The organism is Kitasatospora sp. NPDC023118 (assembly GCF_055560875.1).
The window spans coordinates 100,566-123,782 of sequence record NZ_JBVHHW010000011.1 but is presented as its reverse complement, the minus strand read 5'-3'; the positions used below and the strand labels follow the sequence as shown (position 1 = coordinate 123,782).

The following is a 23,217-nucleotide window of genomic DNA, read 5'->3' as shown; positions in this document are numbered from 1 at the left end:
TCGTGTGCCGTCGGCCGTTGCCACGGCCGGCGGCCGCTGCCACCATGAGCCTCGGCGGGTTGACGGGGTGTTCGATCCCGGACTGTTGCGCGCTCAACGTAACGTGACATTGTACGCTGGTGTTCTGCACCCACCCGGAGGAACACCATGGCCGAGCTCAAATCCCGCACCCTGATCTCCGTGCAGGAGCGGCTCCGCGACCAGGTCGCCCACGCACTCCGGGCGGCCCTGATCTCCGGCGAACTGCGCCCCGGCGTCGTCTACTCCGCCCCCGCGCTCGCCGCCGACTTCGGCGTCTCCGCCACCCCGGTCCGCGAGGCCATGCTCGACCTCGCCCGGGAGGGGCTGGTCGAGGCCGTCCGCAACAAGGGCTTCCGGGTCACCGAACTCACCGAGCGCGACCTGGACGACTACACCGAGATCCGCGCCCTGATCGAGGTCCCGACGGTCGGCCGGGTGACGCGCACGGCGACCAAGGAGCAGCTGGAGCGGCTGCGCCCCCAGGCCGAGGCGATCGTCGCGGCCGCGCGCAAGCACGACCTGATCGGCTACCTGGAGGCGGACCGGCAGTTCCACCTCGACCTGCTGGGGCTCGCGGGCAACGCGCGACTGGTGGACGTGGTCGGCGACCTGCGCAAGCGCTCGCGGCTGTACGGGCTGACGCGGCTCGACGAGAAGGGCGAGCTGGTGTCCTCGGCGGAGGAGCACCTGGAGCTGCTGGACCTGATGCTGGCCGGTGACGCGGACGCGGCGGAGGCGTGCATGACGCGGCACCTCAGCCATGTGCGGTCGCTCTGGGCGGGCCAGGACGAGGCGGCGGAGGCGGAGCGGCCGGCGCTGCGCCTGCGGGCTCGGTAGGGGCTGAACCACTCGTTCGGGTGAAGGTGGAAGATCGGGCGTCGGAGGGCGCTCGCGTCCCAGCGGGTCATGGTGCTCACGGACCCGCAGGACGGCGAGTACTGGGTGCACGCCGTCCACCATCCTGGACAGTCGTTCCCGCTGCCGGAGTCGATTGGCGTGTCAGTGGCGCTCTCGGTGGACGACGTGCTCACCGCGAAGAAGTGGTTCAGACCGCCGCCGGCAGCGTCAGGCGGCCGTCGTGGACTTCGGCGATCTGGTCGACGGCCGTCAGGTGGGTGCGGTCGTGGGTGACCAGGACCGTGGCGGTGGCCCGGCGGTGGGTGAGGTCGCTGATCAAGTCCAGGACGGCGGCGCCGCGTTCGTGGTCGAGGGCGCTGGTGGGCTCGTCGACCAGCAGCACCGTGGGGTCGTTCATCAGGGCGCGGGCGATGTTGACGCGTTGGCGCTGGCCGCCGGAGAGCTGGTGGGGGCGGCGGGTGGCCTGGTCGCGCAGGCCCACGGCGTCCAGCAGTTCGAGGGCGCGGGGGAGAGCGCTGTGGGGGGAGCGGCCGTCGAGGTGGGCCATCACCTGCAGTTGCTCGACGGCGGTGAGCGCGGGCAGGAGGTTGGCTTGCTGGAAGACGATGCCGATCTTGGTGCGGCGCAGGGAGGTCAGCTCGGCGCGGCCGAGGCCTGCTGTGTCGGTGCCGTCGACGACGACCCGGCCGGAGTCCGGGGTGATCAGGGTGGCCGCCACCGCCAGCAAGCTGGACTTGCCGGAGCCCGACGGGCCGACCACGGCCGTGATCGAGCCCTTGGGGACGGCCAGCGACACGTCGTCCAGGGCGGTGAGCCGGCCGTCGCCGTCCGGGTAGGTCAACGTGATGCGGTCGAGTTCAAGACTCATCGGGCGCTCCCCAGGGCGGTCAGCGGGTCGACGGAGGTGATCCGGCGGATGGACAGGGCCGCGCCGATCGCGCCGAGGGCGATCATGACGACGGCGGGCAGCAGCAGGGTCGGGGCGTCCAGGACGAAGGGGACGGCGGAGCCGATCAGCGAGCCGGCGCCGAGGGCGATCGCGGTGCCGACGACCGTACCGAGGACGAGCAGCAGGACGGCCTGGCCGAGGGCGTCGCGCAGCAGGTAGCGGGTGGAGGCACCGAGGGCCTTCAACACCGCGATGTCGCCGCTGCGCTGGATCGTCCAGACGGTGAAGAAGGCGCCGATGACCAGCGCGGAGATGGCGAACAGGAAGCCGCGCATCAGCTGGAGGGAGCCGTTCTCGGAGGTGTAGGAGCCGATCGCGGCCAGGGCGTCGTCGCGGGTGCGGGTCACGGTGGCGTGGCGGGCGTCGGCGGCGGGGAGGTCGGCGCCCTTCGCGGTGTGGAGGGCGATGACGGTGGCGTGGCCGGCGCCGCCGGGGGCGAACTGCTGCCAGTCGGTGAGGCTGGTCCAGATCACCGGGGTGTGGCTGTACGCGGCGTCGCCGTCGACGACGGCGACCTGTAGCCGGTGTCCGGCGAGGGTGAAGCCGGCGCCGGGGGCGAGGTGGCCCAGGTTCTCGGCGGCGGTCCTGGACAGCACGGCCTGGCCGGGGGCGATCCGGCCGCCCTGCGGGGCCAGGTCGGAGCCGTCCGGGACGCCGAAGGCGGAGATCGCGGCGGTGCGCTGCCCGGCGGCGGCCTTGGTGGTGGTGATGCCGAGCGGCTGGGCGGAGGTGACGCCGGGCTCGCGGGACCAGGCCTGCCACTGCTCGGGGCTGACCTGGGAGTCGGTGAACGAGAGTTTCTGCCCGTCGGCGGGCTTGCCGAAGACCAGGTGGTCGGCGCGCAGGCCGGTGATCGCGGAGATGTTCTGCCGGCCCAGTCCGGCGGTCAGCCCGGACAGCAGGCCGACCAGGACGGTGATCAGCACGATGACGGTTCCCATCAGGGCGAACCGCCCCTTGGCGAACCTCAGATCCCTCCAGGCGACGAACACGGTGGGCCTTTCCGACGAGTGACGGTGCTTCCTCCACCACGGTCTGCGAGAAGGGGCCGCGCGGGCATCGCGCCGGGGATGGTTTCCTGGGCATCAAAGGGCAGAAGCGGAGTTCAACCTTTTGATTGATGCCGGGCCTCGGGCTCGGAACTTAGGCTGGGGGGATGGCGACCGAACGATCCAGAACCACCCCCGTCGCCCGCGTCCTCCAGGTCTGCCTGCACCTGCTCGTGGCGGGCCTGCTGCTGCTCGCCGTCGCCCGCTCCGTCTTCGTCGACCGGGGCGGCGATCCGGCCGCCGTCGCCGCCGCGGCCTCCGCGATGGCCGCCGGGTACGCCGTCGGGCCGAGGCTGGCCGCGGTCCGTACCTCCCGGCGGGCCGCCGGGCTCTGGCTGGCGCTGCTCGGCGTCACCTGGACGGGCCTGCTGGTCGCCACCCAGGACGGGGTGTGGCTGGCGTTCCCGCTGTACTTCCTGGAGCTGCACCTGCTCGGGCGGCGCGGCGGGCCGGTGGCCGTCGGACTGACCGCGGCCGCGGCGATCGCCGCCTGGTCCTGGCACCAGCACAGCTTCAGCCTCGCCGCCTCGATCGGGCCCGCGCTCGGCGCGGCCGTCGCCACCGCCACCGTGCTCGGCTACCAGGCGCTGTACCGGGAGAGCGAGGAGCGGCGCCGGCTGATCGACGAACTGACCGCCGCCCGCGCCGACCTCGCCGCCGCCCACCACACCGCCGGGGTGATGGCCGAGCGCGAGCGCCTCGCCCGGGAGATCCACGACACCCTCGCGCAGGGCCTCAGCTCCATCCAGCTGCTGCTGCGGGCCGCCCAGCGGGCGCTGCCCGAGCGCACCGAGGCCGCCGCCGGGTACGTCGAGCAGGCGCGGCAGGCCGCCCAGGACAACCTGGACGAGGCCCGGCGCTTCGTCCGGGCGCTCTCCCCGCCCGCCCTGGACGGCGATCCGCTGCCGGTCGCGCTGGAGCGGCTGTGCGCGACCACCACGGCGCACAGCGGTCTGCCCGTCCACCTGCACGTCTCCGGGGATCCGGTCCGGCTGCCGGCCGCGCAGGAGGTGGCGCTGCTGCGGATCGCGCAGTCGGCGCTCGGTAACACCGTGCGGCACGCGAAGGCCTCGCGGGCCGAGGTGACACTCAGCTACATGGAGGGCGAGGTGGCGTTGGACGTGTTCGACGACGGGGCCGGGTTCGATCCGGCAGCGGTCGCCGGCCGTACGGGTGGGGACGGCGGCTTCGGGCTGCCCTCGATGCGGGCCCGGGCGCGGGCGCTCGGCGGCAGCTTCACCGTCGAGTCGGCGCCCGGGGAGGGCACGGCGCTGGCGGTGCTGCTGCCGGTCACCGCGGAGGTCGGCCCGTGATCCGGCTGCTGATCGCCGACGACCACCCGGTGGTGCGGGCCGGGCTGCGGGCGGTGCTGGAGAGCGAACCGGACTTCGCCATCGTGGCGGAGGCCGCCACCGCCGAGCGGGCCGTCGAGCTGGCGGCCGAGCCGGGGGTCGACGTGGTGCTGATGGACCTGCAGTTCGGGCCCGGCTCGGCGATGAACGGGGCCCAGGCCACGGCGGCGATCACCGCCCGGGCGGGCGCGCCGCGGGTGCTGGTCGTCACCACCTACGACAGCGACGCGGACACCCTGCCGGCGCTGGAGGCCGGTGCGACCGGGTACCTGCTGAAGGACGCGCCGCCCGAGGAACTCGCCCGGGCGGTACGGGCCGCCGCGGCCGGGCGCAGCGCGCTGGCGCCGAGCGTGGCGGACCGGCTGCTGGAGCGGATGCGGGCGCCCGCGGCGGCGCTCAGCGCACGGGAGACCGAGGTGCTGGGGCTGGTCGCGGACGGACTGACCAACCAGCGGATCAGCCAGCACCTGCACCTGAGCCAGGCCACCGTGAAGTCGCATCTGGTGCACATCTACACCAAGTTGGGGGTCGACTCGCGCACGGCGGCGGTGCGGGAGGCACGGGGGCGGGGGCTGATCCGCTGAGCGTAGCGTGGGAACAGTCCGTGCCCGTAGCAGTGTGAGGAGCGCCCCGATGACCGTCCGTCTCGACGAGCTTGCCGTGCCGGTGATCGGCTCCCCGATGGCGGGCGGGGCCTCGACGCCCGAGCTGGTGGCGGCGGTGAACCGGGCCGGTGGGCTCGGGTTCCTGGCCGCGGGCTACCAGAGCGCCGAGGTAATGGCCGAACAGATCGCCGCCGTACGGAAGTCGACCGACCGGCCGTACGGGGTGAACCTCTTCGTCCCGGCCCCGCCCGGGGATCCGGCGGCGGTCGCCGCCTACCGGGAGAGGCTGCGTCCGGAGGCCGAGCGGTGGGGGGTGGCGCTGCCGGAGGAGATCGGGCCGGACCGGGACGACTGGGAGGCCAAGCTCGCGGCGCTGCTCGCGGACCCGGTGCCGGTGGTCTCGTACACCTTCGGGCTGCCGACGGCCGCGGAGGCGGCGGCGCTGCGGGCGGCGGGGACGCTGCAGGTCGGCACCGTCACCACGCCGGAGGAGGCGCGGGCGGCGGAGGCGGTCGGGATGGACGCGCTGTGCGTGCAGGGCCCGGAGGCCGGCGGGCACCGCGCCACCCACCGGGTCGCGGACCTGCCGGGGGAGGCGCCGCTGCTGCAACTGCTGCCCGCCGTACGGGCGGTGACCGCCATGCCGCTGATCGCCGCCGGCGGGCTGGGCGACGGCCCGGCGATCGCGGCGGCGCTGCGGGCCGGGGCGGTCGCGGTGCAGTTGGGGACGGCGCTGCTGCGTTCCGACGAGTCCGGCGCCTCGGCCGCCCACCGGGCCGCTCTCGCCGAACTGCCGGAGACCGTCGTCACCCGCGCCTTCACCGGCCGCCCGGCCCGCGGCCTGCGCAACGCCTTCATCGACCGCCACGGCCCGTACGCCCCGCCCGCCTACCCTGAGGTCCACCACCTCACCGCCCCGCTGCGTGCGGCCGCCACCCGCCGCGGGGACACGGACGCCATGCACCTCTGGGCGGGCACCGCCCACCGGCTGGCGCGCACGGGCCCGGCGGAGCGGATCGTCGCGGAGCTGTGGCGGGACGCGCGGGGGTAGTGCGCCCGGCACACTTCTGGCGCCGGTTGAGGAGTGGTCGAGGTCACCGTTCGGCAGGGGGAGCGAACGATCAAGGTTGCCTGATCCCCCTGCCCTCACGGTCAATTCAACAGATCCGCCATCCAGGATTCGATGTCGCCGGCCGTCCGAGGCAGGGCGGCGGACATCAGGTGGGCGCCGTCGGCGGTGATGACCAGGTCGTCCTCGATGCGGATGCCCATGCCGCGCAGTTCCAGGGGGAGGGTTTCGTCGTCCGGCTGGAGGTAGAGGCCGGGTTCGACGGTGAGGACCATGCCCTCCTCCAGGGTGGCGTCGAGGTAGCGGTCGGCGCGGGCCTGGGAGCAGTCGTGGTAGTCGAGGCCGAGCATGTGGCCGCTGCCGCAGAGGGTGTAGCGGCGGTGGAGGCCGTTGTCCTCGGCGAGGGCCTGGTCGGCGGGGACGCGGAGGACGCCCCAGTCGGCGAGGCCTTCGGCGATGACGCGCATGGCGGCCTGGTGGAAGTCGCGGAAGCGGGCGCCGGGGCGCAGGGCGGCGATGCCGGCGCTCTGGGCGGCGAGGACGAGGTCGTAGGCCTGGCGCTGGATCGGGGTGAAGGCGCCGCTGAGGGGGACGGTGCGGGTGATGTCGGCGGCGTAGAGGGTGTCGGTCTCGACGCCGGCGTCCAGCAGGAGCAGGGAGTTCGGGTCGAGGGCGCCGTCGTTGCGGATCCAGTGCAGAACGCAGGCGTGGGCGCCGGAGGCGGCGATGGTGGTGTAGCTGGTGCCGTTGCCCTCGGCGCGGGCGCGCAGGTCGAAGACGCCCTCGATCCAGCGTTCGCCGCGGTGGTGGCGCAGCGCGGTGGGCAGGGCGCGGACGACGTCCTCGAAGCCGGTGACGGTGTGGTCGACGGCGAGTTGCAGCTGTCCGATTTCCCACCTGTCCTTGATCAGTCGCAACTCGGCGAGGACGGCGGCGAGTTCGCCGTCGCGCAGGTCCGCGCGGGGGCGCCCGGTGGCGGAGTCGACGAGGGCGTCGGTGCCGGCCAGTACCCGGGTGGGCGGCTGTGGTCCGGTGAGCAACTTGCCGAGGTCGTCGAGGTGTTCGGTGCGCAGCCCGGTGAGTCGGGCGGCTTCGGCGAGGTCCGGCCGGCGGCCGACCCAGAACTCGCCGTAGCGGCGGTCGCGGTAGAACTCGCCGCCGCTGCGCGGGGAGCGCGGGCGTAGGTAGAGCACCGGTTCGTGGCCCTCGGGGCCGGCCGGTTCGAGAACGAGGACGTGGTCGGCCTGGTCCTCGCCGGTGAGTCCGGTGAGCCAGACGTACGCGCTGTGTGGGCGGAAGCGGTGATCCAGGTCGTTGCAGCGGACCTTGAGGCGTCCGGCGGGGACGATCAGCCGCTCGCCGGGGAAGGCGGCGGAGAGCCGGGCCCGGCGGCCGGGAAAGCGGTCGTAGCCGGGGACGCGCTGGTCGGCGGGGAGCGGGGTGGGGGTCCAGCGAACGCCCATGAAGGCGTCCAGGTCGGGGGAGACCGGGAGGTCGTGGCTACCGGTGTTGAGGCCGGTCTGAGGGTTGGTCACCGGTGAACTCCTAGGCGGGGCTGGGGAGGTGAGAGCGCACGGACACAGCTGGGTAACGGCCGGCGCCACCTCTTGTGGAGTGCAATTTCACATTACTATGTTACGGGTCACACAGCGGAGCGGCCAGAGCAGGCCCCCCACAGCGGAGTTGCACATGACCAGGCGCACCCATGCCCTCCTCGCGGCGGCCCTCGCGGCGACCCTCACCCTCGGCCTCGGGGCCTGCAAGAACGACAAGAGCGACAGCGGCGGCGACGGTGCCGCGGCCGGCAGCACCAGAGCCCCCGGAGCCTCGTCCGGGACGATCGTCGGCGGCACCCCGGTCAAGGGCGGCACCCTGACCGTGCTGTCCAACCAGGACTTCGCCCACCTCGACCCGGCCCGCAACTGGACCATGCCGAACATGGACTTCGGCATCCGGCTGCTCTACCGCACCCTGGTCACCTTCAAGGCCGAGCCCGGCGCGGCGGGCAGCGAGATCGTCCCCGACCTCGCCACCGACCTCGGCAAGTCCTCGGACGGCGGCAAGACCTGGACGTTCACCCTCAAGGACGGCGTCAAGTACGAGGACGGCACGCCGATCAAGTCCGCCGACGTCAAGTACAACGTCGAGCGCTCCTTCGCGCCGGACCTCACCGGCGGCCCCGACTACGCCCAGCAGTACCTGGCCGGCGGCGAGAACTACAAGGGCCCGCTGAACGGCGAGCACCTGGCCAGCATCGAGACCCCCGACGACAGGACGATCGTCTTCCACCTCAAGCGCCCGGTCGCCGAGTTCTCGTACACCGCGACCCTGCCGACCTTCGCCCCCGTCCCGCAGTCCCAGGACAAGGGCACCCAGTACGACCTGCGGCCGTTCTCCTCCGGCCCGTACAAGATCGAGACCTACGACCGCGGCAAGCAGCTGGTCCTGGTCCGCAACACCAACTGGGACCAGTCCACCGACCCGGTCCGCAAGGCCTACCCGGACCGGATCGTGGTCACCGAGGGCCTCAAGGGCGGCCAGGTGGACGACCGGATCATCGCCAGCGAGGGCGCGGACGCCTCCGCGGTCGAATGGATGAACCTGCGGCCCGAGTCGGTCGCCAAGGTGCTGCCCAAGGCGGATGTGAAGTCCCGGCTGATCGCCGAGCAGCAGGGCTGCACCGACATGCTGTACCCCAACACCTCCAAGGCGCCGTTCGACGACCCCAAGGTCCGCGAGGCGCTGATGTACGCGGTGGACCGGGACGCCCAGGTGACCGCGAACGGCGGTCCGGCGATGGGGGACGTGGCCACCTCCTACCTGCCGCCCGCGCTGTCCGGCGGAACCAGGCTGGACCCGCTGAAGATCCCGGCCACCGGTGACCCGGAGAAGGCCAAGCAGCTGCTCAAGGACGCCGGCAAGACCGACCTCAAGGTCTCGCTGACCGTCTCCTCCGGTGACAAGACCCGGGCCGAGGCCCTGCAGCAGTCGCTGGCGAAGGTCGGCATCCAGGTCACCATCACCACCGCCGACCCGTCCGTCTACTACGACACCATCGGTGACACCAAGAACGCCCCCGACCTCGCCATCCTCGGCTGGTGTCCGGACTACCCCTCCGGTGCCACCTTCCTGCCGCTGGTCTTCGACGGCCGCACCATCAAGGAGAAGGGCAACCAGGGCAACGTCGAGCAGTTCCGCGACCAGGCCACCGAGGACCGGATGGACCAGATCAACGCGATGACCGACGTCACCGAGGCCAACAAGGCCTGGGTGCAGCTCAACGAGGACCTGATGAAGAAGGCGCCCACCGTGCCGATGCTGTGGCAGCGCCGCCCGCTGCTGGCCGGGACGAACGTGGCCGGGGCCTTCGGCCACCCGGTGTGGACCGGTCAGTGGGACTTCGCCACGATCGGCCTCAAGGACCCCGCCAAGAGCCAGGGCTGAGGGACCGTCCGATGAGTACCACCATCGAAACGGCCGCGGCCGACACGGTCGGGCCGGGCCCGATGAAACGTTCCGGCCGCGGGCCCTGGCGGCTGGTCTGGGACCAGCTCTGGGCCAAGGGATCGGCCCGCTTCGGCCTGGTCGTCGTCGCCCTGCTGGTCCTGCTCGTCGCGCTGGCCGGGCCGCTGAGCGCGCTCGGCGGCTGGAGCCCCGAGGAGTTCGACAAGCGTGCCGTGGACCCGTACCTGGGCGGACTGCCGATCGGTGACTTCGGCGGGATCGGCACCCGGCACTGGCTGGGCGTCGAACCCGCCACCGGGCGCGACCTGTTCGCCCGGGTGCTGCACGGCGGGCAGGTCTCGCTGCTGATCGCCTTCACCGCCACCGCCGTGGTCGTGGTGACCGGCACCCTGGTCGGCATCGCGGCCGGCTACTTCGGCGGGCGGACCGACACCGTGCTGTCCCGGCTGATGGACCTCACCATGTCCTTCCCGTCGCTGATCTTCATGATCTCGATGATGTCGGTGGCCAAGGACGTCAACCGGGTCCTGCTGATCACCCTGGTGATCGGGATGTTCACCTGGCCCGGCATCGCCCGGGTGGTGCGGGGGCAGACCCTCTCGCTCAAGCACCGCGAGTACGTGGAGGCCGCCAAGGTCGGCGGTGCCCGCTCCTGGCGCATCCTCACCCGCGAGATCCTGCCCAACGTCTCCGGCCCGATCATCGCCTACACCACGCTGCTGGTCCCCGGCATGATCGCCACCGAGGCCGCGCTCAGCTACCTCGGTGTGGGCGTGCGCCCGCCGACCCCCTCCTGGGGCCAGATGATCGCCGAGAGCATCAGCTTCTACGAGACCGACCCGACGTACTTCCTGATCCCGACGGCCTTCCTGTTCCTCGCCGTGCTCGCCTTCACCCTGCTCGGCGACGCGCTGCGCGACATCCTCGACCCGCGGGGAGGCCGGTCGTGATCCTCTACCTCGGCCGCCGGCTGCTGGGCGCGCTCGGCATCCTGCTGGCGATCTGCGCGATCACCTTCACCATCTTCTACCTGCTGCCCTCCGACCCGGCGGTGGCCGCCTGCGGCAAGACCTGCAGTCCCGAGCGGATCGCCGAGGTCAAGGCCGCGATGGGGCTCGACAAACCGGTCTGGGAGCAGTTCGCCACGTACGTGGGCGGCATCTTCGCCGGGCGCGACTACGGCAGCGGGCCCAGCGCCACCCACTGCGGCTTCCCCTGCCTCGGCTACTCCTACGAGTACTCGCTGCCGGTCTGGAACCTGCTCACCGACCGGCTGCCGGTCTCCGTCTCATTGGCCGTCGGCGCGGCCGTGCTCTGGCTGGTCCTCGGCCTGGGCGCGGGCGTCACCTCGGCGCTGCGCAAGGGCTCGGCGACCGACAAGGCGCTGATGGTGCTCTCGGTCGGCGCCGCCTCGCTGCCGGTCTACTTCACCTCGATCATGCTGATCTGGGGCGTCGTCAGGACGGCCGGGCTGCTGCCCTACCCGGCCTACCACGCGTTCACCGACAACCCCGTCGAGTGGGCCTCCAACCTGCTGCTGCCGTGGATCGCCCTGGCCCTGCTGTACGCGGCCATGTACGCCCGGCAGAGCCGCAACTCGATGATCGAGGCGATGGCCGAGCCGTACATCCGCACCGCCCGGGCCAAGGGCCTGCCCGCCACGACCGTCGCCGTCAAGCACGGGCTGCGCTCCGGGATGACACCGATCCTGACCATCCTCGGGATGGACCTCGGCGGGCTGCTGGCCGGGGCCGTCATCACCGAGTCGATCTTCGGACTGCCCGGGGTGGGACGGCTCTTCTACGACGCGCTGGTCCGCTCCGACCAGCCCGTGATCCTCGGCGTCACCCTGCTCGCGGCCGCCTTCATCGTCGCCGCGAACCTGCTGGTCGACCTGCTCTACGCGTACGTCGACCCAAGAGTGAGGTACTGATGACTCTCCTGGAAGTCGAGGACCTCGGGGTCCGTTTCGACACCCCGCGCGGCACCGTCCGGGCCGTCGACGGCATCTCCTTCACCGTCGAGGCCGGGCGCACCCTCGGCCTGGTCGGCGAGTCCGGCAGCGGCAAGTCCGTCACATCGCTCGCCGTCATGGGCCTGCACCGCGGCGCCGCCGTCACCGGCTCGATCCGGCTCGGCGGGCAGGAGCTGAACGGGCTGGGGGAGCGGGAGTTGGGCGCCGTCCGGGGCCGGCGGATCGCGATGATCTTCCAGGACCCGCTGTCCAGCCTGCACCCCTTCTACACCGTCGGCGAGCAGATCGCCGAGCACTACCGGGTGCACTTCAAGGCGAGCCGAAAGGCCGGACGGGCCAGGGCCGTCGAGATGCTGGCCGAGGTCGGCATCCCGGAGCCGGCCCGCCGGGTGGACGAGTACCCGCACCAGTTCTCCGGCGGCATGCGCCAGCGCGTCATGATCGCCATGGCGCTCGCCTGCGAACCCGAGCTGCTGATCGCCGACGAGCCCACCACCGCCCTGGACGTCACCGTCCAGGCGCAGATCCTCGACCTGATCGCCCGGATCCAGCAGGAACGCGGCCTCGGCGTCGTGATGATCACCCACGATCTCGGCGTGGTCGCCCGGGTCGCCCATGAGGTGCTGGTCATGTACGGCGGCCGGGCGGCCGAACAGGCTCCGGTGGAACGGCTGTTCGCGCAGCCCGCGCACCCGTACACCCGCGGTCTGCTGGACTCGCTGCCTCGCCTGGACGACACCGACGACGCCCCGCTGCGGGCCATCCCCGGCAGCCCGCCGTCGCTGATCGCCCCCGCCCCCGGCTGCTCCTTCGCCCCGCGCTGCGCCCGCACCACCGCCGCGTCCGTCGAGGAGCACGCCCGCTGCCTGGCCGAGCGCCCGATACTCGGCCCGCTCGCCCCCAGCCACCAGGCCGCCTGCCACCTGCCGCTGGTGCCGGAGGGAGCGCTGTGACCGTTGTGACCGACCAACCACTGCTGTCCGTACGGGACTTGGTGAAGACCTTCCCCGGGCGGCGCGGCCGAACCGGGCGGGCCGGGGCACCGATCCGGGCCGTGGACGGGGTCAGCTTCGACCTCGGCGCGGGTGAGACGCTCGGCCTGGTCGGCGAGTCCGGCTGCGGAAAGTCCACCACCGGGCGGATGATCGTCCGGCTGCTCGACCCGACCTCGGGCACCGTCACCCTCGACGGCATCGGGATCGGCGGCCTCTCTCAGGCCCAACTGCGGCCGCACCGACGGCACTTGCAGATGGTCTTCCAGGACCCGTACTCCTCGCTCAACCCCCGCCAGACGGTCGCCCGGATCATCTCCGAACCGCTCCTGGTCCAGGGCACGGGCGCGGCCGAGGCGCGCAAGCGGGCAGCCGAGCTGATCGAGCTGGTCGGGCTGATCCCCGAGCACCTGGACCGCTACCCGCACGAGTTCTCCGGCGGCCAGGCGCAGCGCATCGGCATCGCCCGCTCGCTGGCCACCTCGCCGAAGCTGGTGATCGCCGACGAGCCGGTGTCCGCGCTGGACGTCTCCATCCAGGCCCAAGTGGTCAACCTGATGGAGCAGTTGCAGCGCGAGCTGGGCCTGGCGTACGTGTTCATCGCGCACGACCTCTCGGTGGTCAAGCGGGTCTGTGACCGGGTCGCGGTGATGTACCTGGGCCGGATCGTCGAGATCGGCGACAAGGCCGAGGTGTACGGCAACCCGGCGCACCCGTACACCCGGGCGCTGCTGTCCGCCGTACCGCTGCCGGACCCGGCCGCCGAGCGGGCCCGGGAGCGGATCGTGCTGCTGGGCGACCCGCCGAGCCCGGCCAACCCGCCGGCCGGGTGCGGTTTCCACCCGCGCTGCCCGAAGGCGCAGGAAGTGTGCCGGACGGAGCGGCCGCTGCTGCGGGTGGTCGGAACGGGCCTGCGCGAGGCGGCCTGCCACTTCCCGGAGGCCTGAGGGCCGCCACAGACCCCCGGTCGGGCGCGGCGGGGAACCTCACGAGGGCCGCGTCCGACCGGGTTCCACCGCTCTGCGGATCCCTTTTCGTCGGGGGGCCGGGGCCGTTCCGTACGCCGATGACGTCAGTTCGCGGTGTACTCCAAGGCCACGCTGACCACCACCAGCACCGCGTAGACCACCGCCAGGGTGCTCCGGCCGGAGGTGTGCAGCGCCAGCGCCGCCGTTTCCAGGACCAGCACCTTGAGCACGATCGCCATGCCCAGCGGGGGGCGGAACTTCGGCCCGCCCGCCGCCAGGAACAGCCCCCAGACGGTGGCCGCCAGAGCCGGCGCACCGAGTCCCAGCAGCAGCCGGGTGGCCAGGTTGGAGCCGGTCTTGAAGCCCCAGTAGCAGAGCGCTGCCAGCATGGCGAGCTCCAGTCCGAAGGCGAGTCCCGCGTTGGTGGCCGTCAGCGGGGTCCACTGTCGCCGGCCGACCGGGCCGGGTCTTTCGATCCTCATCCGAGCTCTCCCCGTCTCGCCGAGCCGCCCGGGCGGGTGGCGGTTGTGCGGAGTGTCCCAGTCCGGCCGGATCGGACTCAATGGATCACGCCAAAGACGCTCGCAGGAAGGCGAGTTCGGCCGTCGCGAGCTGCTCGTTCAACCCGCCCGGGGTCATGTGGGTGACGCCCGGCAGCGGCAGCACGCTGTGCGGGCGCCCGGCCCGGGTGAGCGCCTGGGAGAGCAGCAGGGTGTGCGCGGGGTGGACGTTGTCGTCGGCCAGCCCGTGGATCAGCAGCAGCGGCCTGGTCAGGCCGGGTGCGTCGGTGAGCAGGCAGTCGTCGGCGTAGCCTGCGGGGTTGTCCTGCGGCAGGCCGAGGTAGCGCTCGGTGTACGCGGTGTCGTACAGCCGGAAGTCGGTGGGCGGGGCGCCCGCGCAGGCGGCGTGGAAGACGTCCGGGCGGCGCAGCACGGCGAGCGCGGCGAGGTAGCCGCCGTACGACCAGCCGCGCACACCGACCCGACCGAGGTCGAGGTCGGGGTGGTGCGCGGCGAGCGCGTGCAGGGCGTCGACCTGGTCGTCCAAGCAGACTCGGGAGAAGCGGCGGAAGATCGCCCGGGTGAAGTCGGGGGAGACGAACGGGGTGCCGCGGTTGTCGGTGGTGACCACGGCGAAGCCCTGGTCGGCCCACCACTGGCGGAGCTGCCAGCGGCGCGGCTCGGCGGCCACGGCCTGGAAGCCGGGCCCGCCGTACACGTCCAGCAGGACGGGCAGCCGGCGGCCGGGGACGTGCCCGCGCGGGAACACCACGGCGGTGGGCAGGGCGCGTTCGGTGACCCGGGCGAGTTGTGGGCGGACGGTGTACGGGAGGGCGGCGCTCAGATCGGTGAGCTGGACCTCGCGGCCTCGGTACAGCACTCGGCGGGTGACTGCCTCGGCGGTGGCGGAGGTGAGCAGCAGGGTGTCGGCGGCGGCGAGCGCGGAGTGCACGCCCGGTCCGGGGCTGAGGAGTTCGGGCGCGCCGCCGTCCGGGTCGACCAGGTGGACGTACTGGTCGGCCGGGTCGCCCTGGCCGGTCTCGCAGAGCAGCCGGCCACCGTACGGCCCGACCACCCGGCGGATCTGCAGCCCGGCGGTGTCCAGTGGCTTGCTGTCCAGGGCGAGGCCGCGGGCCTGCGGGGTGTCGTGGGCGGTGAGCAACCGGCCGTCGGGCAGCCGGGCGGGGGTGCCGGGCAGGTCGTCTACCCAGAACTCGTCGGTGGTGCGGGAGAGTTCGCGGGTCTCGCCGGTGGCCGGGTCGGCGCTGAGCAGCAGGACGCGCTGCTGCGGCCGGTCGGCCACGGTGAACAGCACCTCGCCGGTCGAGGCCCAGGAGGCGTCGCGGAGGTACGGGAACTCGGCCTCCTCCCAACGTAGTTGTACCCGGCTGCCGTCCAGGCCGAGCACCCAGAGCTGAACGTCCGCGTTGGGCCCGCCGGCCTGCGGGTAGGCGAAGTCCTCGGCGGGCTCGCCGGGGCGGGCCGGGTCGGCGAAGTACCGCCGGGGGAGGGCGGATTCGTCCACCCGGGCGGCCAGCAGCGCGCCGCCGTCCGGGCGCCACCAGTGGCCCCGGGGGCGGCCGAGCTCCTCGGCGGCGGCGAACTCGGCCACGCCCCAGCGGGCACCGTCGGCGGGGGAGAGCGGCGTCAACCCCGGTGTGACGTACAGGGCGTCGTCGGCGACGTAGGCGACGCGCTGGCCGGTGGCGTCCGGACGGGGATCGAACGCGGGCCCGGCGACCGGGAGTTCATCGCTGGTGCCGGCCGCGGTGTCGGTGCGGAAGAGCCGGCCGTCGAGGACGAAGACGGCGATCGCCAGATCGGCGGTGGCCGCGCAGCCGCCGATGCCGGCGGCGACCAGCCGGGTGCGCTCGCGCAACCGCCGCTCGACGGCGGGAAGTTCGTCGCGGTGGCCGGTGCGCCCTGGCAGCAGCGCGGCCGGGTCGGCTACCAGGCGCTCCTCGCCGGTGGTGACGTCGAGCAGGTGGAGGCGGTCGACCGGGTCCTCGGAACCGGTCGAGCGGAGCAGCAGCAGCCGGGTGCCGTCCTCGGCGACGGTGTACGCGCGCGGGGCGCCGTAGGTGAACCGACCGGTACGGGCGCTGAGGGAAAGGAAGGCGTCGGTGATGGTCACGGCCCGATGGTGGTCGTGCGGTGCGTGCCCCGAACAGTAGTCTGTCATGTGAAATGTCACACATCACGCATGGGAGGACCGCCGTGGTCGACGACCTGAGCACCGCCGAGCCCCCGGCCCCACTGCCCGCCGCCGACCGCCTGTTCACCGTGTCGCCGGGCGCCGCGCACCTGAACCACGGGTCGTACGGCACCGTGCCCGTCCCGGTGCGGCGGGTGCAGGAGGAGCTGAGAACCGAGCACGAACTCGACCCGGACGGCTTCTTCGCCGACCTGCCGGCCCGGATCGGCGCGGCCCGGGCCCGGATCGCCGCCGAACTGGCCACCGATCCGGACCGGCTCGCCCTGGTCTCCAATGTCACCGAGGCGGTCGCGATCGCCCTGGACAGCATCGTCTTCGCCCCCGGCGACCGGATCCTGGTCACCGACCACGGCTACGGCGTGGTCACCCGGGCCGCCCTCCGCCGGGCCGCCGAGACCGGGGCCGAGGTGGTGGTGGTCGAGCTTCCCCTGGACGCCCCGGACGAGCGGGCCGTACGGGAGGCGGTCCTCGCCGCCGTCGACGAGCGCACCACCGTCGCCGTCCTGGACCAGATCACCTCGCCCACCGCCCGCCTGGCGGCCGGTCCGGCCCTGCTCGCCGAACTGCGCGACCGCGGCGTGACCACCGTGGTGGACGGCGCCCACGCGCCCGGCATGCTGCCCGCCCCGGTCGACCCGAACGCCGACTTCTGGTTCGGCAACCTGCACAAGTGGGCCTTCGCCCCGCGCGCCACCGGCGTGCTGGCCGTCCGCCCCGAGTGGACGGAACGGGTGCGGCCGCTCACCTTCTCCTGGGAGCACGACCGGGGCTTCCCGTGGAACGTCGAGTGGCGCGGCACCTGCGACTACACGGCCTGGCTGGCCGCCCCGGCCGGCTTCGAGCTGCTGCGCGACCTCGGCCCGCGGGCGGTGGCCGCGCACAACACCGCGCTCGCCGCCTACGGGCAGCGGGTGCTGGTCGAGCGGGCGGGCCTGCGGCCGCTGCCCGCGACGCCCGGGGTGTGGATGCGCACCGTCCGGCTGCCGGTCGGCTGGGTCGAGGCGGAGGAGGACGTGAGGCCGCTGATGGCCGAGGTGTGGCGGCGGCTCGGCACCCGGATCGCGGTCCGCCCGTGGAGCGGTGGCGGGCTGCTGCGGATCAGCGCCCAGCTGTACAACCGGGCGGCGGAGTACGAGCGGCTCGCGGACGGGCTGGCGGAGCTGCTCAAGGAGTAGCCGGTCGGGGCGCGGCGCGGCCGTCCGCCTCGGGGAACGGCGGGCTGTCCCGGCCCGTCCCGGGGAACGGCTGGTCGCCCGCCGCCCTCAGCTCGGCGAGCAGCATGTTCCGGTCGGCGAGCAGCCCGGTGAGGATCCGCCGGGCTGCTCGCAGCAGGTCGGCGACATCGCCGCCGGCCAGCGCGTAGACCACCGTGCCGCCCTCCCGGGTGGCGGTGACGATGCCCGACCGGCGCAGCACCGCGAGCTGCTGCGACAGGCTGGAGGGCTCGACCTCCAGCTCGGCGAGCAGGCCGCGGACGGGCGTCGGTCCGTCCTGGAGCAGCTCCAGCACCCGGATTCGGACGGGATGGCCGAGCATTCGGAAGAACTCGGCCTTGGCCTGGTAGAGCGCTACCGTCACGAGGCCCCCCTTCCCTGGCGTCGGCGGGCTCAGATCTCCAGCGAGAGTTCGATCCGCTTGAGCTGGTGGCGGGCCATCGCGAGGTTGGAGCGGCTGCGGTTGAGTGCCAGGAAGAGGAACAGGCCTCGGCCGCTGGGCGTCGTGATCGGCCGGACCATGTGGTACTGGTGGGTCAGCGTGATCAGGATGTCCTCGATCTCGTTGTCGTGGAGGTTGAGCATCTCCATGGCCCGCATCTTGGCGCGGACCACGTCGGTGTTCCCGGCCGCGGCGACGTTGAGGTCCAGCTCGCCGCCGTCGCCGAGGCTGCCGAGGGCCATGCCGCTGCCGTAGTCGACCAGGGCGACGCCGATCGCGCCGTCGATCCCCATGGCCTCTTTGAGGGACGTCTCCAGGTTCGCCATCGTGGCTGTCCTCCCGTGAGTTGGTGGCTGTGACGACGAAGGTAGGGAGCAACCGCCGGACTCCACCGGGAATGACCGGAGACATTCGAACCTGGCCATATCCGGATCACTTGAAGACATTTGCAACTATGGATCTGAGAGAGGAGTGATCTCCTGGCGCGGAAAACGGTGCTATCGATGTCACTCCTCCCGGGTAACCTCTCGCTGAGATGCGAGATCACACCAATCACACCCGGACGGCGATGAACACCCCCGATCCAGAGCCCCAGGAAGTCCAGGAGCTCAGCCCCGCCGAGGCGTACGCGGCCAGCCGTCGCCGGGCCCAGGAGCAGGCCACCGCCCTGTACGGCTTCCAGCAGCTGTACGACTTCCCGCTGGACGACTTCCAGCTGGAGGCCTGCGAGACGCTGGAGGCCGGGTCGGGCGTCCTGGTCGCCGCCCCCACCGGCTCCGGGAAGACCATCGTCGGCGAGTTCGCCGTGCACCTGGCCCTCCAGTCGGGCCGCAAGTGCTTCTACACCACGCCGATCAAGGCGCTGTCCAACCAGAAGTACGGCGACCTGGTCAAGCGCTACGGCGCGGCCAAGGTCGGCCTGCTCACCGGCGACAACAGCGTCAACGGCGACGCCCCCGTGGTGGTCATGACCACCGAGGTGCTGCGCAACATGCTCTACGCGGGCTCCAGCACCCTCGACGGCCTCGGCTACGTCGTCATGGACGAGGTGCACTACCTCGCCGACCGCTTCCGCGGCGCCGTCTGGGAGGAGGTCATCATCCACCTCCCCGAGTCGGTCACCCTCGTCTCGCTCTCCGCGACCGTCTCCAACGCCGAGGAGTTCGGCGACTGGCTGGACACCGTCCGCGGCGGCACCAAGGTGATCGTCTCCGAGACCCGCCCGGTGCCGCTGTGGCAGCACGTGATGGCCGGCAACCGGATGTACGACCTGTTCGCCAACCCGGACCGGGACGGCCGTCCCAAGAACAACCTGAAGAACCCCGGCAAGGCCGTCAACCCCGAGCTGGTCCGGCTCGCCCGCTCCGAACTGGACCGCAACCCGCGTGACCGCTTCGGCCGCGGCCGGGGCCGCTCGATGCCCAACGGCCGTCCCGGCCGGGTCTGGACCCCGGGCCGGGTCGACGTCATCGACCGGCTCGACGCCGAGGGCTTGCTGCCCGCGATCACCTTCATCTTCAGCCGGGCAGGCTGCGAGGCCGCCGTCCAGCAGTGCCTCAGCTCCGGGCTGCGGCTCAACAAGGACTCCGAACGCGCCCAGGTCCGCGCCATCGTCGAGGAGCGCTGCGCCGACATCCCCGACGAGGACCTGCACGTGCTCGGCTACTTCGAGTGGCTGGACGGCCTGGAGCGCGGCATCGCGGCCCACCACGCCGGGATGCTGCCCCGGTTCAAGGAGGTCGTCGAGGAGCTCTTCGTGAAGGGACTGGTCAAGGCCGTCTTCGCGACCGAGACCCTGGCGCTCGGCATCAACATGCCCGCCCGCTCGGTGGTCATGGAGAAGCTCGTCAAGTGGAACGGCGAGACCCACGCCGACATCACCCCCGGCGAGTACACCCAGCTCACCGGCCGGGCCGGGCGGCGCGGCATCGACATCGAGGGCCACGCCGTGGTGCTCTGGCAGCGCGGCCTCGACCCGGAGGCGCTGGCCGGGCTGGCGGGCACCCGCACCTACCCGCTCAAGTCCTCGTTCCGGCCGAGCTACAACATGGCCGTCAACCTGGTCTCCCAGTTCGGCCGGCACCGCTCCCGTGAACTGCTGGAGACCTCCTTCGCCCAGTTCCAGGCCGACCGCTCGGTGGTCGGCATCGCCCGCCAGGTGCAGCGCAACGAGGAGGGCCTGGAGGGCTACCGCGAGTCGATGACCTGCCACCTCGGCGACTACGACGAGTACATGGAGCTGCGCCGCCGACTCAAGGACCGCGAGAACGAGCTGGCCCGCGAGGGCACCAGCCAGCGCCGCGCGGCCGCCATCGAGTCCATCGAGCAGCTCAAGCCGGGCGACGTCATCCACGTGCCCACCGGCAAGTTCGCCGGCCTCGCCCTGGTCCTCGACCCGGGCCTGCCGCCGGTCAACCGCTCCGGCCGGGGCGGCCCGCGCCACCCCGACTTCCAGGACGGCCCGCGCCCGGTGGTGCTCACCGCCGAACGGCAGGTCAAGCGGCTCGCGATGATCGACTTCCCGCACCCGGTCGTCGCGATCGAGCGCCTGCGCATCCCCAAGTCCTTCAACCCGCGCAGCCCGCAGTCCCGGCGCGATCTCGCCTCCGCGCTGCGCACCAAGGCCGGCCACCTGGAGCCCGAGCGGTTCCGGCGCGGCCGCGCGGCCGCCGCCGACGACCCGGAGATCACCCGGCTGCGCGCCGAACTGCGCCAGCACCCCTGCCACGGCTGCTCCGACCGCGAGGACCACGCCCGCTGGGCCGAGCGCTACCACCGGCTGCACCGCGACACCGAGCTGCTGGAACGCCGGATGCGCTCCCGCACCCACACCATCGCCCGCACCTTTGACCGGGTCTGCGGGCTGCTCACCGACCTCGGCTACCTGAGGGGCGACACCGTCACCGACGACGGCAAGCGGCTCGGCCGGCTCTACGGCGAACTCGACCTGCTCGCCTCCGAGTGCATCCGCGAGGGCGTCTGGAGCGGCCTGGCCGCCGCCGAACTCGCCGCCTGCGCCTCGGCGTTGGTGTACGAGGCGCGCCAGTCCGACGACGCCGGCGCCCCCCGGGTGCCGGAGGGCGCGGCCAAGGAGGCGCTCGGCAAGATGGTCCGGATCTGGGGCCACCTGGACGCCCTGGAGGAGCAGCACCGGATCAACACCGCCGAGGGCGTCGGCCAGCGCGAACCCGACCTCGGCTTCGCCTGGGCCGCCTACCGCTGGGCGCTCGGCCACAACCTCGACCAGGTCCTGCGCGACGCCGACATGCCGGCCGGCGACTTCGTCCGCTGGACCAAGCAGCTGATCGACGTCCTCGGCCAGATCCAGGACGCGGCCGGCGAGGACGCCGAACTCCGCAAGACCGCCCGCAAGGCCGTCGACGGCCTGCGCCGCGGCATCATCGCCTACTCCTCGGTGGGCTAGCCGGATACGCGATGGGGCCCGCATGTTCGACATCGGGCCTTTCCGCGTGCCCGGCGACTTTCTAGCGATGAAGGCGGGTGGAAGCCGCCCGGGCCTGCGGTCTGGGCGGCTTCCACCCCCCACCCCCCACTCCCTGTGCCGCTTCGGCTCCCGCCGGAGCGGCGACCGGAGCGGCACAGGGAGTCGGCCAGGGTGACTTCCTGCGTAGAAGAAGATGAAGGGCCTCTGCCCCCTGCCGTTGGCAGGGGGCAGAGGCGCAGCGACGGCTTCGTCTCCAGGTCGCCTGTCCCAGACGCTCTGGGCGACAGGGTCACGCGGCGGATGCCGCCTCGCGACCCCGACGGGTCCGGTGGTGGAAGACCTCGGCGAAGGTCTCGCGCCAGCCGCAGGGGTCGATGTAGTGCATGGCGATCATGGCGGCGATAACGGCGCCGGTGAGGTCGTTCTGCACTTCGGCCCAGGTGTGGTCGTTGGTGCAGGTGGCGAGTCCCTTGAGGCCATGCAGGGCGTGCATGGCCTCACCCGCTTCCTCGCCGACCTTGCCGACCTGTAGGGCTTTCAACTCCTCCGGCGGCAGGCCGGCGCCAGCGGCGCGGCACACGGCTGACAGGTTCTCGATCGCGTCGAAGAGGTCATCCATCGTGGTGTCCCTTTCTGGTTTCACCTGGTGGGTTGGGGCCGGCCGAGCTGGTGGACGGACCATCCGCTGGCACGCCACAGGGCGGCGTCCAGAACGTTTCGCAGGTCGATGACCAGGGGGTTGTTCACCAGAGGCCGGAGCTCGGCGGGGTCGGCGTCGCGGAACTGCGGCCATTCCGTTCCGATCACGACAGCGTCCGCCTGCCGACATGCGCCGGCGATGGTGTCGGCGTAATCGAGTTCGGGGTGCCGAACGATCGCCGTAGCGTTCGCGTGCGGGTCGTGCACCGTGACCTGCGCGCCTCGGGTGTGCAGCAGCGACGCCAGAGCGAGGGCCGGGGACTCCCGGACGTCGTTGGTGCCGGCCTTGAAGGAAGCGCCCCACATGGCGATCTGGGAGCCGTTCACGGGCCTTGTCAGGCAGGCTTCGATCAGGTCGGCGGCGGCGCGCGGCCGGTTCTCGTTGATGCGCTCGGCCGCGCGCAGCAGCTCGGCGGCATCGTCGGCGCCGAGGTGGGCAGCGGAGGCGGTGAACGCGCGTACGTCCTTCGGTAGACATCCGCCGCCGTAGCCGATGCCCGGCTGCATGCCGCCGGCGCCGATGCGGGGGTCCATGCCGAGGGCCTGAACCAGGGTGATCACGTCCGCGCCGGCGGCCGTGCACATGTTGGCCACGGCGTTGATGAACGAGACCTTGAGACCGAGGAAGGTGTTCGCGGCGCCCTTGATCAGCTCGGCCGTCTCCGGGGTGGTGACGAACAACGGGCAGCCGTCGGCAAGGATCGGGGCGAACACCTCGCGCACGACGGCTTCGGCACCGGGGCCGGTGACGCCGGCCACGAGGCGGTCCGGGCGCAGGGTGTCGTCGACGGCGTGCCCTTCGCGCAGGAACTCCGGGTTCCAGACGACCTGAACGGCTTCACCGGCGGGGGCGAGGCGCTGCACAAGGCGGGTCAGGTGGGCGGTCGTGCCGACGGTGACGGTCGACTTCCCGATGATCGTGCACGGCCGCGTCAGGTGCGGCGCGAGGGCGCGGGCGGCTCCGAAGACCTGCCCGGGGTCGTACGATCGGCCGTCGGCGTCGATCGGGGTTCCGACCGCGAGAAAGTGCACGTCGGCGAACGCGGCGGCCTCCGTGATGCTGGTCGTGAACCGAAGCTGCCCGGAGGCGGTGTGCTTGGCGAGCAGTTCAGGCAGCCCGGCCTCGAAGATCGGGGCGTGGCCCTGGTTGAGCTGATCGATCTTGGCGGCGTCGACGTCGACGCCCAAGACCTCGTGGCCGAGGTGGGCCATCCCGGCGGCGTGGGGGATGCCGAGGTGGCCGCAGCCGATCACGGAGACGCGCATAACGGTCCTTGTCGAGGTGGAGTGGTGGGGGGGGGGGCCCCCCCGGGGGCGCCCCCCGCCCGCACCCCGCCCCCGCGGGGGGAGGTGGCCGGGGAGGACGCCGGCGGAGCACAGGCTGGTGAGGAGAACGAGT

20 protein-coding genes are annotated in these 23,217 nt (G+C 72.5%); 11 read left to right on the top strand and 9 right to left on the bottom strand.

Going from position 1 to position 23,217, the window contains the following annotated elements; all coding sequences use genetic code 11:
• The first annotated feature begins 147 nt into the window (after positions 1–147).
• Entirely contained in the window at positions 148–858 is a 711-nt protein-coding gene (locus tag ACZ3UD_RS16660) for a GntR family transcriptional regulator (protein WP_465587245.1), read from the top strand.
• Positions 859–1,066: 208 nt separating this feature from the next.
• Here the strand turns inward: ACZ3UD_RS16660 and ACZ3UD_RS16655 are convergent, their stop codons facing one another.
• Together ACZ3UD_RS16655 and ACZ3UD_RS16650 are read right to left on the bottom strand one after the other, a co-directional pair.
• The gene (locus ACZ3UD_RS16655) at positions 1,067–1,747 is read right to left on the bottom strand and encodes an ABC transporter ATP-binding protein (protein WP_465587243.1); all 681 of its coding nucleotides are present in this window, start codon (positions 1,745–1,747) and stop codon (positions 1,067–1,069) included.
• Positions 1,744–2,820, bottom strand: a complete 1,077-nt coding sequence (locus ACZ3UD_RS16650) for an ABC transporter permease (RefSeq protein WP_465587240.1) — start codon at positions 2,818–2,820, stop codon at positions 1,744–1,746. Before ACZ3UD_RS16650 ends, ACZ3UD_RS16655 begins: the two co-directional genes overlap by 4 nt.
• A 164-nt stretch (positions 2,821–2,984) precedes the next feature.
• Between ACZ3UD_RS16650 and ACZ3UD_RS16645 the strand changes: the two genes are divergently transcribed.
• The 3 genes from ACZ3UD_RS16645 to ACZ3UD_RS16635 are packed head-to-tail and all read left to right on the top strand — an operon-like array spanning position 2,985 to position 5,885.
• Entirely contained in the window at positions 2,985–4,190 is a 1,206-nt protein-coding gene (locus ACZ3UD_RS16645) for a sensor histidine kinase (protein ID WP_465587237.1), read from the top strand.
• Positions 4,187–4,813, top strand: coding sequence for a response regulator transcription factor (locus ACZ3UD_RS16640; RefSeq protein ID WP_465587235.1), 627 nt, complete (start codon positions 4,187–4,189; stop codon positions 4,811–4,813). The genes ACZ3UD_RS16645 and ACZ3UD_RS16640 overlap by 4 nt, the downstream gene beginning before the upstream one ends.
• Before the next feature lie 49 nt (positions 4,814–4,862).
• Complete coding sequence (locus ACZ3UD_RS16635) at positions 4,863–5,885, top strand: nitronate monooxygenase (RefSeq protein ID WP_465587232.1); 1,023 nt, start codon at positions 4,863–4,865, stop codon at positions 5,883–5,885.
• A gap of 101 nt (positions 5,886–5,986) precedes the next feature.
• Here the strand turns inward: ACZ3UD_RS16635 and ACZ3UD_RS16630 are convergent, their stop codons facing one another.
• A complete protein-coding gene (locus ACZ3UD_RS16630) occupies positions 5,987–7,438 on the bottom strand; it encodes an aminopeptidase P family protein (protein WP_465587229.1) in 1,452 nt (483 codons plus the stop codon).
• A gap of 154 nt (positions 7,439–7,592) precedes the next feature.
• Here ACZ3UD_RS16630 and ACZ3UD_RS16625 point away from each other — a divergent pair, with 154 nt between their 5' ends.
• From ACZ3UD_RS16625 to ACZ3UD_RS16605, 5 genes are read left to right on the top strand one after another with little or no spacing between them, the layout of a single operon-like run.
• Complete coding sequence (locus tag ACZ3UD_RS16625; RefSeq protein WP_465587227.1) at positions 7,593–9,347, top strand: ABC transporter substrate-binding protein; 1,755 nt, start codon at positions 7,593–7,595, stop codon at positions 9,345–9,347.
• A gap of 11 nt (positions 9,348–9,358) precedes the next feature.
• The gene (locus ACZ3UD_RS16620; RefSeq protein WP_465587224.1) at positions 9,359–10,318 is read left to right on the top strand and encodes an ABC transporter permease; all 960 of its coding nucleotides are present in this window, start codon (positions 9,359–9,361) and stop codon (positions 10,316–10,318) included.
• A complete protein-coding gene (locus ACZ3UD_RS16615) occupies positions 10,315–11,301 on the top strand; it encodes an ABC transporter permease (protein ID WP_465587221.1) in 987 nt (328 codons plus the stop codon). The genes ACZ3UD_RS16620 and ACZ3UD_RS16615 overlap by 4 nt, the downstream gene beginning before the upstream one ends.
• Positions 11,301–12,296 carry an ABC transporter ATP-binding protein gene (locus ACZ3UD_RS16610; RefSeq protein ID WP_465587217.1) on the top strand — a complete coding sequence of 332 codons (996 nt, stop codon included), beginning with the start codon at positions 11,301–11,303 and terminating at the stop codon, positions 12,294–12,296. The genes ACZ3UD_RS16615 and ACZ3UD_RS16610 overlap by 1 nt, the downstream gene beginning before the upstream one ends.
• Complete coding sequence (locus ACZ3UD_RS16605) at positions 12,260–13,282, top strand: ABC transporter ATP-binding protein (protein ID WP_465587518.1); 1,023 nt, start codon at positions 12,260–12,262, stop codon at positions 13,280–13,282. The genes ACZ3UD_RS16610 and ACZ3UD_RS16605 overlap by 37 nt, the downstream gene beginning before the upstream one ends.
• Positions 13,283–13,407: 125 nt before the next feature.
• Here ACZ3UD_RS16605 and ACZ3UD_RS16600 read toward each other — a convergent pair whose 3' ends face one another.
• Positions 13,408–13,785, bottom strand: a complete 378-nt coding sequence (locus ACZ3UD_RS16600) for a YrdB family protein (RefSeq protein ID WP_465587214.1) — start codon at positions 13,783–13,785, stop codon at positions 13,408–13,410.
• An 85-nt stretch (positions 13,786–13,870) separates the two neighbouring features.
• Entirely contained in the window at positions 13,871–15,937 is a 2,067-nt protein-coding gene (locus tag ACZ3UD_RS16595; protein WP_465587212.1) for a S9 family peptidase, read from the bottom strand.
• 83 nt (positions 15,938–16,020) lie between these two features.
• Here ACZ3UD_RS16595 and ACZ3UD_RS16590 point away from each other — a divergent pair, with 83 nt between their 5' ends.
• Positions 16,021–17,193: an aminotransferase class V-fold PLP-dependent enzyme gene (locus ACZ3UD_RS16590; RefSeq protein WP_465587209.1), complete on the top strand. Its 1,173-nt coding sequence runs from the start codon at positions 16,021–16,023 to the stop codon at positions 17,191–17,193.
• Here ACZ3UD_RS16590 and ACZ3UD_RS16585 read toward each other — a convergent pair.
• Both ACZ3UD_RS16585 and ACZ3UD_RS16580 read right to left on the bottom strand, forming a co-directional pair.
• Positions 17,183–17,596 carry an ArsR/SmtB family transcription factor gene (locus ACZ3UD_RS16585; protein ID WP_465587206.1) on the bottom strand — a complete coding sequence of 138 codons (414 nt, stop codon included), beginning with the start codon at positions 17,594–17,596 and terminating at the stop codon, positions 17,183–17,185. The two genes, ACZ3UD_RS16590 and ACZ3UD_RS16585, sit on opposite strands and share 11 nt — an antisense overlap.
• A gap of 29 nt (positions 17,597–17,625) precedes the next feature.
• Positions 17,626–18,000, bottom strand: a complete 375-nt coding sequence (locus tag ACZ3UD_RS16580; protein WP_465587203.1) for a hypothetical protein — start codon at positions 17,998–18,000, stop codon at positions 17,626–17,628.
• 242 nt (positions 18,001–18,242) lie between these two features.
• Here ACZ3UD_RS16580 and ACZ3UD_RS16575 point away from each other — a divergent pair, with 242 nt between their 5' ends.
• Entirely contained in the window at positions 18,243–21,098 is a 2,856-nt protein-coding gene (locus tag ACZ3UD_RS16575; RefSeq protein ID WP_465587514.1) for a DEAD/DEAH box helicase, read from the top strand.
• A gap of 310 nt (positions 21,099–21,408) precedes the next feature.
• Here the strand turns inward: ACZ3UD_RS16575 and ACZ3UD_RS16570 are convergent, their stop codons facing one another.
• Positions 21,409–21,738, bottom strand: a complete 330-nt coding sequence (locus tag ACZ3UD_RS16570; protein WP_465587201.1) for a MazG-like family protein — start codon at positions 21,736–21,738, stop codon at positions 21,409–21,411.
• 20 nt (positions 21,739–21,758) lie between these two features.
• The gene (locus tag ACZ3UD_RS16565; RefSeq protein ID WP_396249445.1) at positions 21,759–23,084 is read right to left on the bottom strand and encodes a UDP-glucose dehydrogenase family protein; all 1,326 of its coding nucleotides are present in this window, start codon (positions 23,082–23,084) and stop codon (positions 21,759–21,761) included.
• Positions 23,085–23,217: the final 133 nt, after the last annotated feature.

Bases quoted from the DNA above. Each gene is read 5' to 3' on its own strand.
- ACZ3UD_RS16660 (WP_465587245.1), top strand. From the start codon at position 148: ATGGCCGAGCTCAAATCCCGCACCCTGATCTCCGTGCAGGAGCGGCTC.
- ACZ3UD_RS16655 (WP_465587243.1), bottom strand. From the start codon at position 1,747: ATGAGTCTTGAACTCGACCGCATCACGTTGACCTACCCGGACGGCGAC.
- ACZ3UD_RS16645 (WP_465587237.1), top strand. From the start codon at position 2,985: ATGGCGACCGAACGATCCAGAACCACCCCCGTCGCCCGCGTCCTCCAG.
- ACZ3UD_RS16635 (WP_465587232.1), top strand. From the start codon at position 4,863: ATGACCGTCCGTCTCGACGAGCTTGCCGTGCCGGTGATCGGCTCCCCG.
- ACZ3UD_RS16625 (WP_465587227.1), top strand. From the start codon at position 7,593: ATGACCAGGCGCACCCATGCCCTCCTCGCGGCGGCCCTCGCGGCGACC.
- ACZ3UD_RS16620 (WP_465587224.1), top strand. From the start codon at position 9,359: ATGAGTACCACCATCGAAACGGCCGCGGCCGACACGGTCGGGCCGGGC.
- ACZ3UD_RS16610 (WP_465587217.1), top strand. From the start codon at position 11,301: ATGACTCTCCTGGAAGTCGAGGACCTCGGGGTCCGTTTCGACACCCCG.
- ACZ3UD_RS16600 (WP_465587214.1), bottom strand. From the start codon at position 13,785: ATGAGGATCGAAAGACCCGGCCCGGTCGGCCGGCGACAGTGGACCCCG.
- ACZ3UD_RS16580 (WP_465587203.1), bottom strand. From the start codon at position 18,000: ATGGCGAACCTGGAGACGTCCCTCAAAGAGGCCATGGGGATCGACGGC.
- ACZ3UD_RS16575 (WP_465587514.1), top strand. From the start codon at position 18,243: ATGAACACCCCCGATCCAGAGCCCCAGGAAGTCCAGGAGCTCAGCCCC.
- ACZ3UD_RS16570 (WP_465587201.1), bottom strand. From the start codon at position 21,738: ATGGATGACCTCTTCGACGCGATCGAGAACCTGTCAGCCGTGTGCCGC.
- ACZ3UD_RS16565 (WP_396249445.1), bottom strand. From the start codon at position 23,084: ATGCGCGTCTCCGTGATCGGCTGCGGCCACCTCGGCATCCCCCACGCC.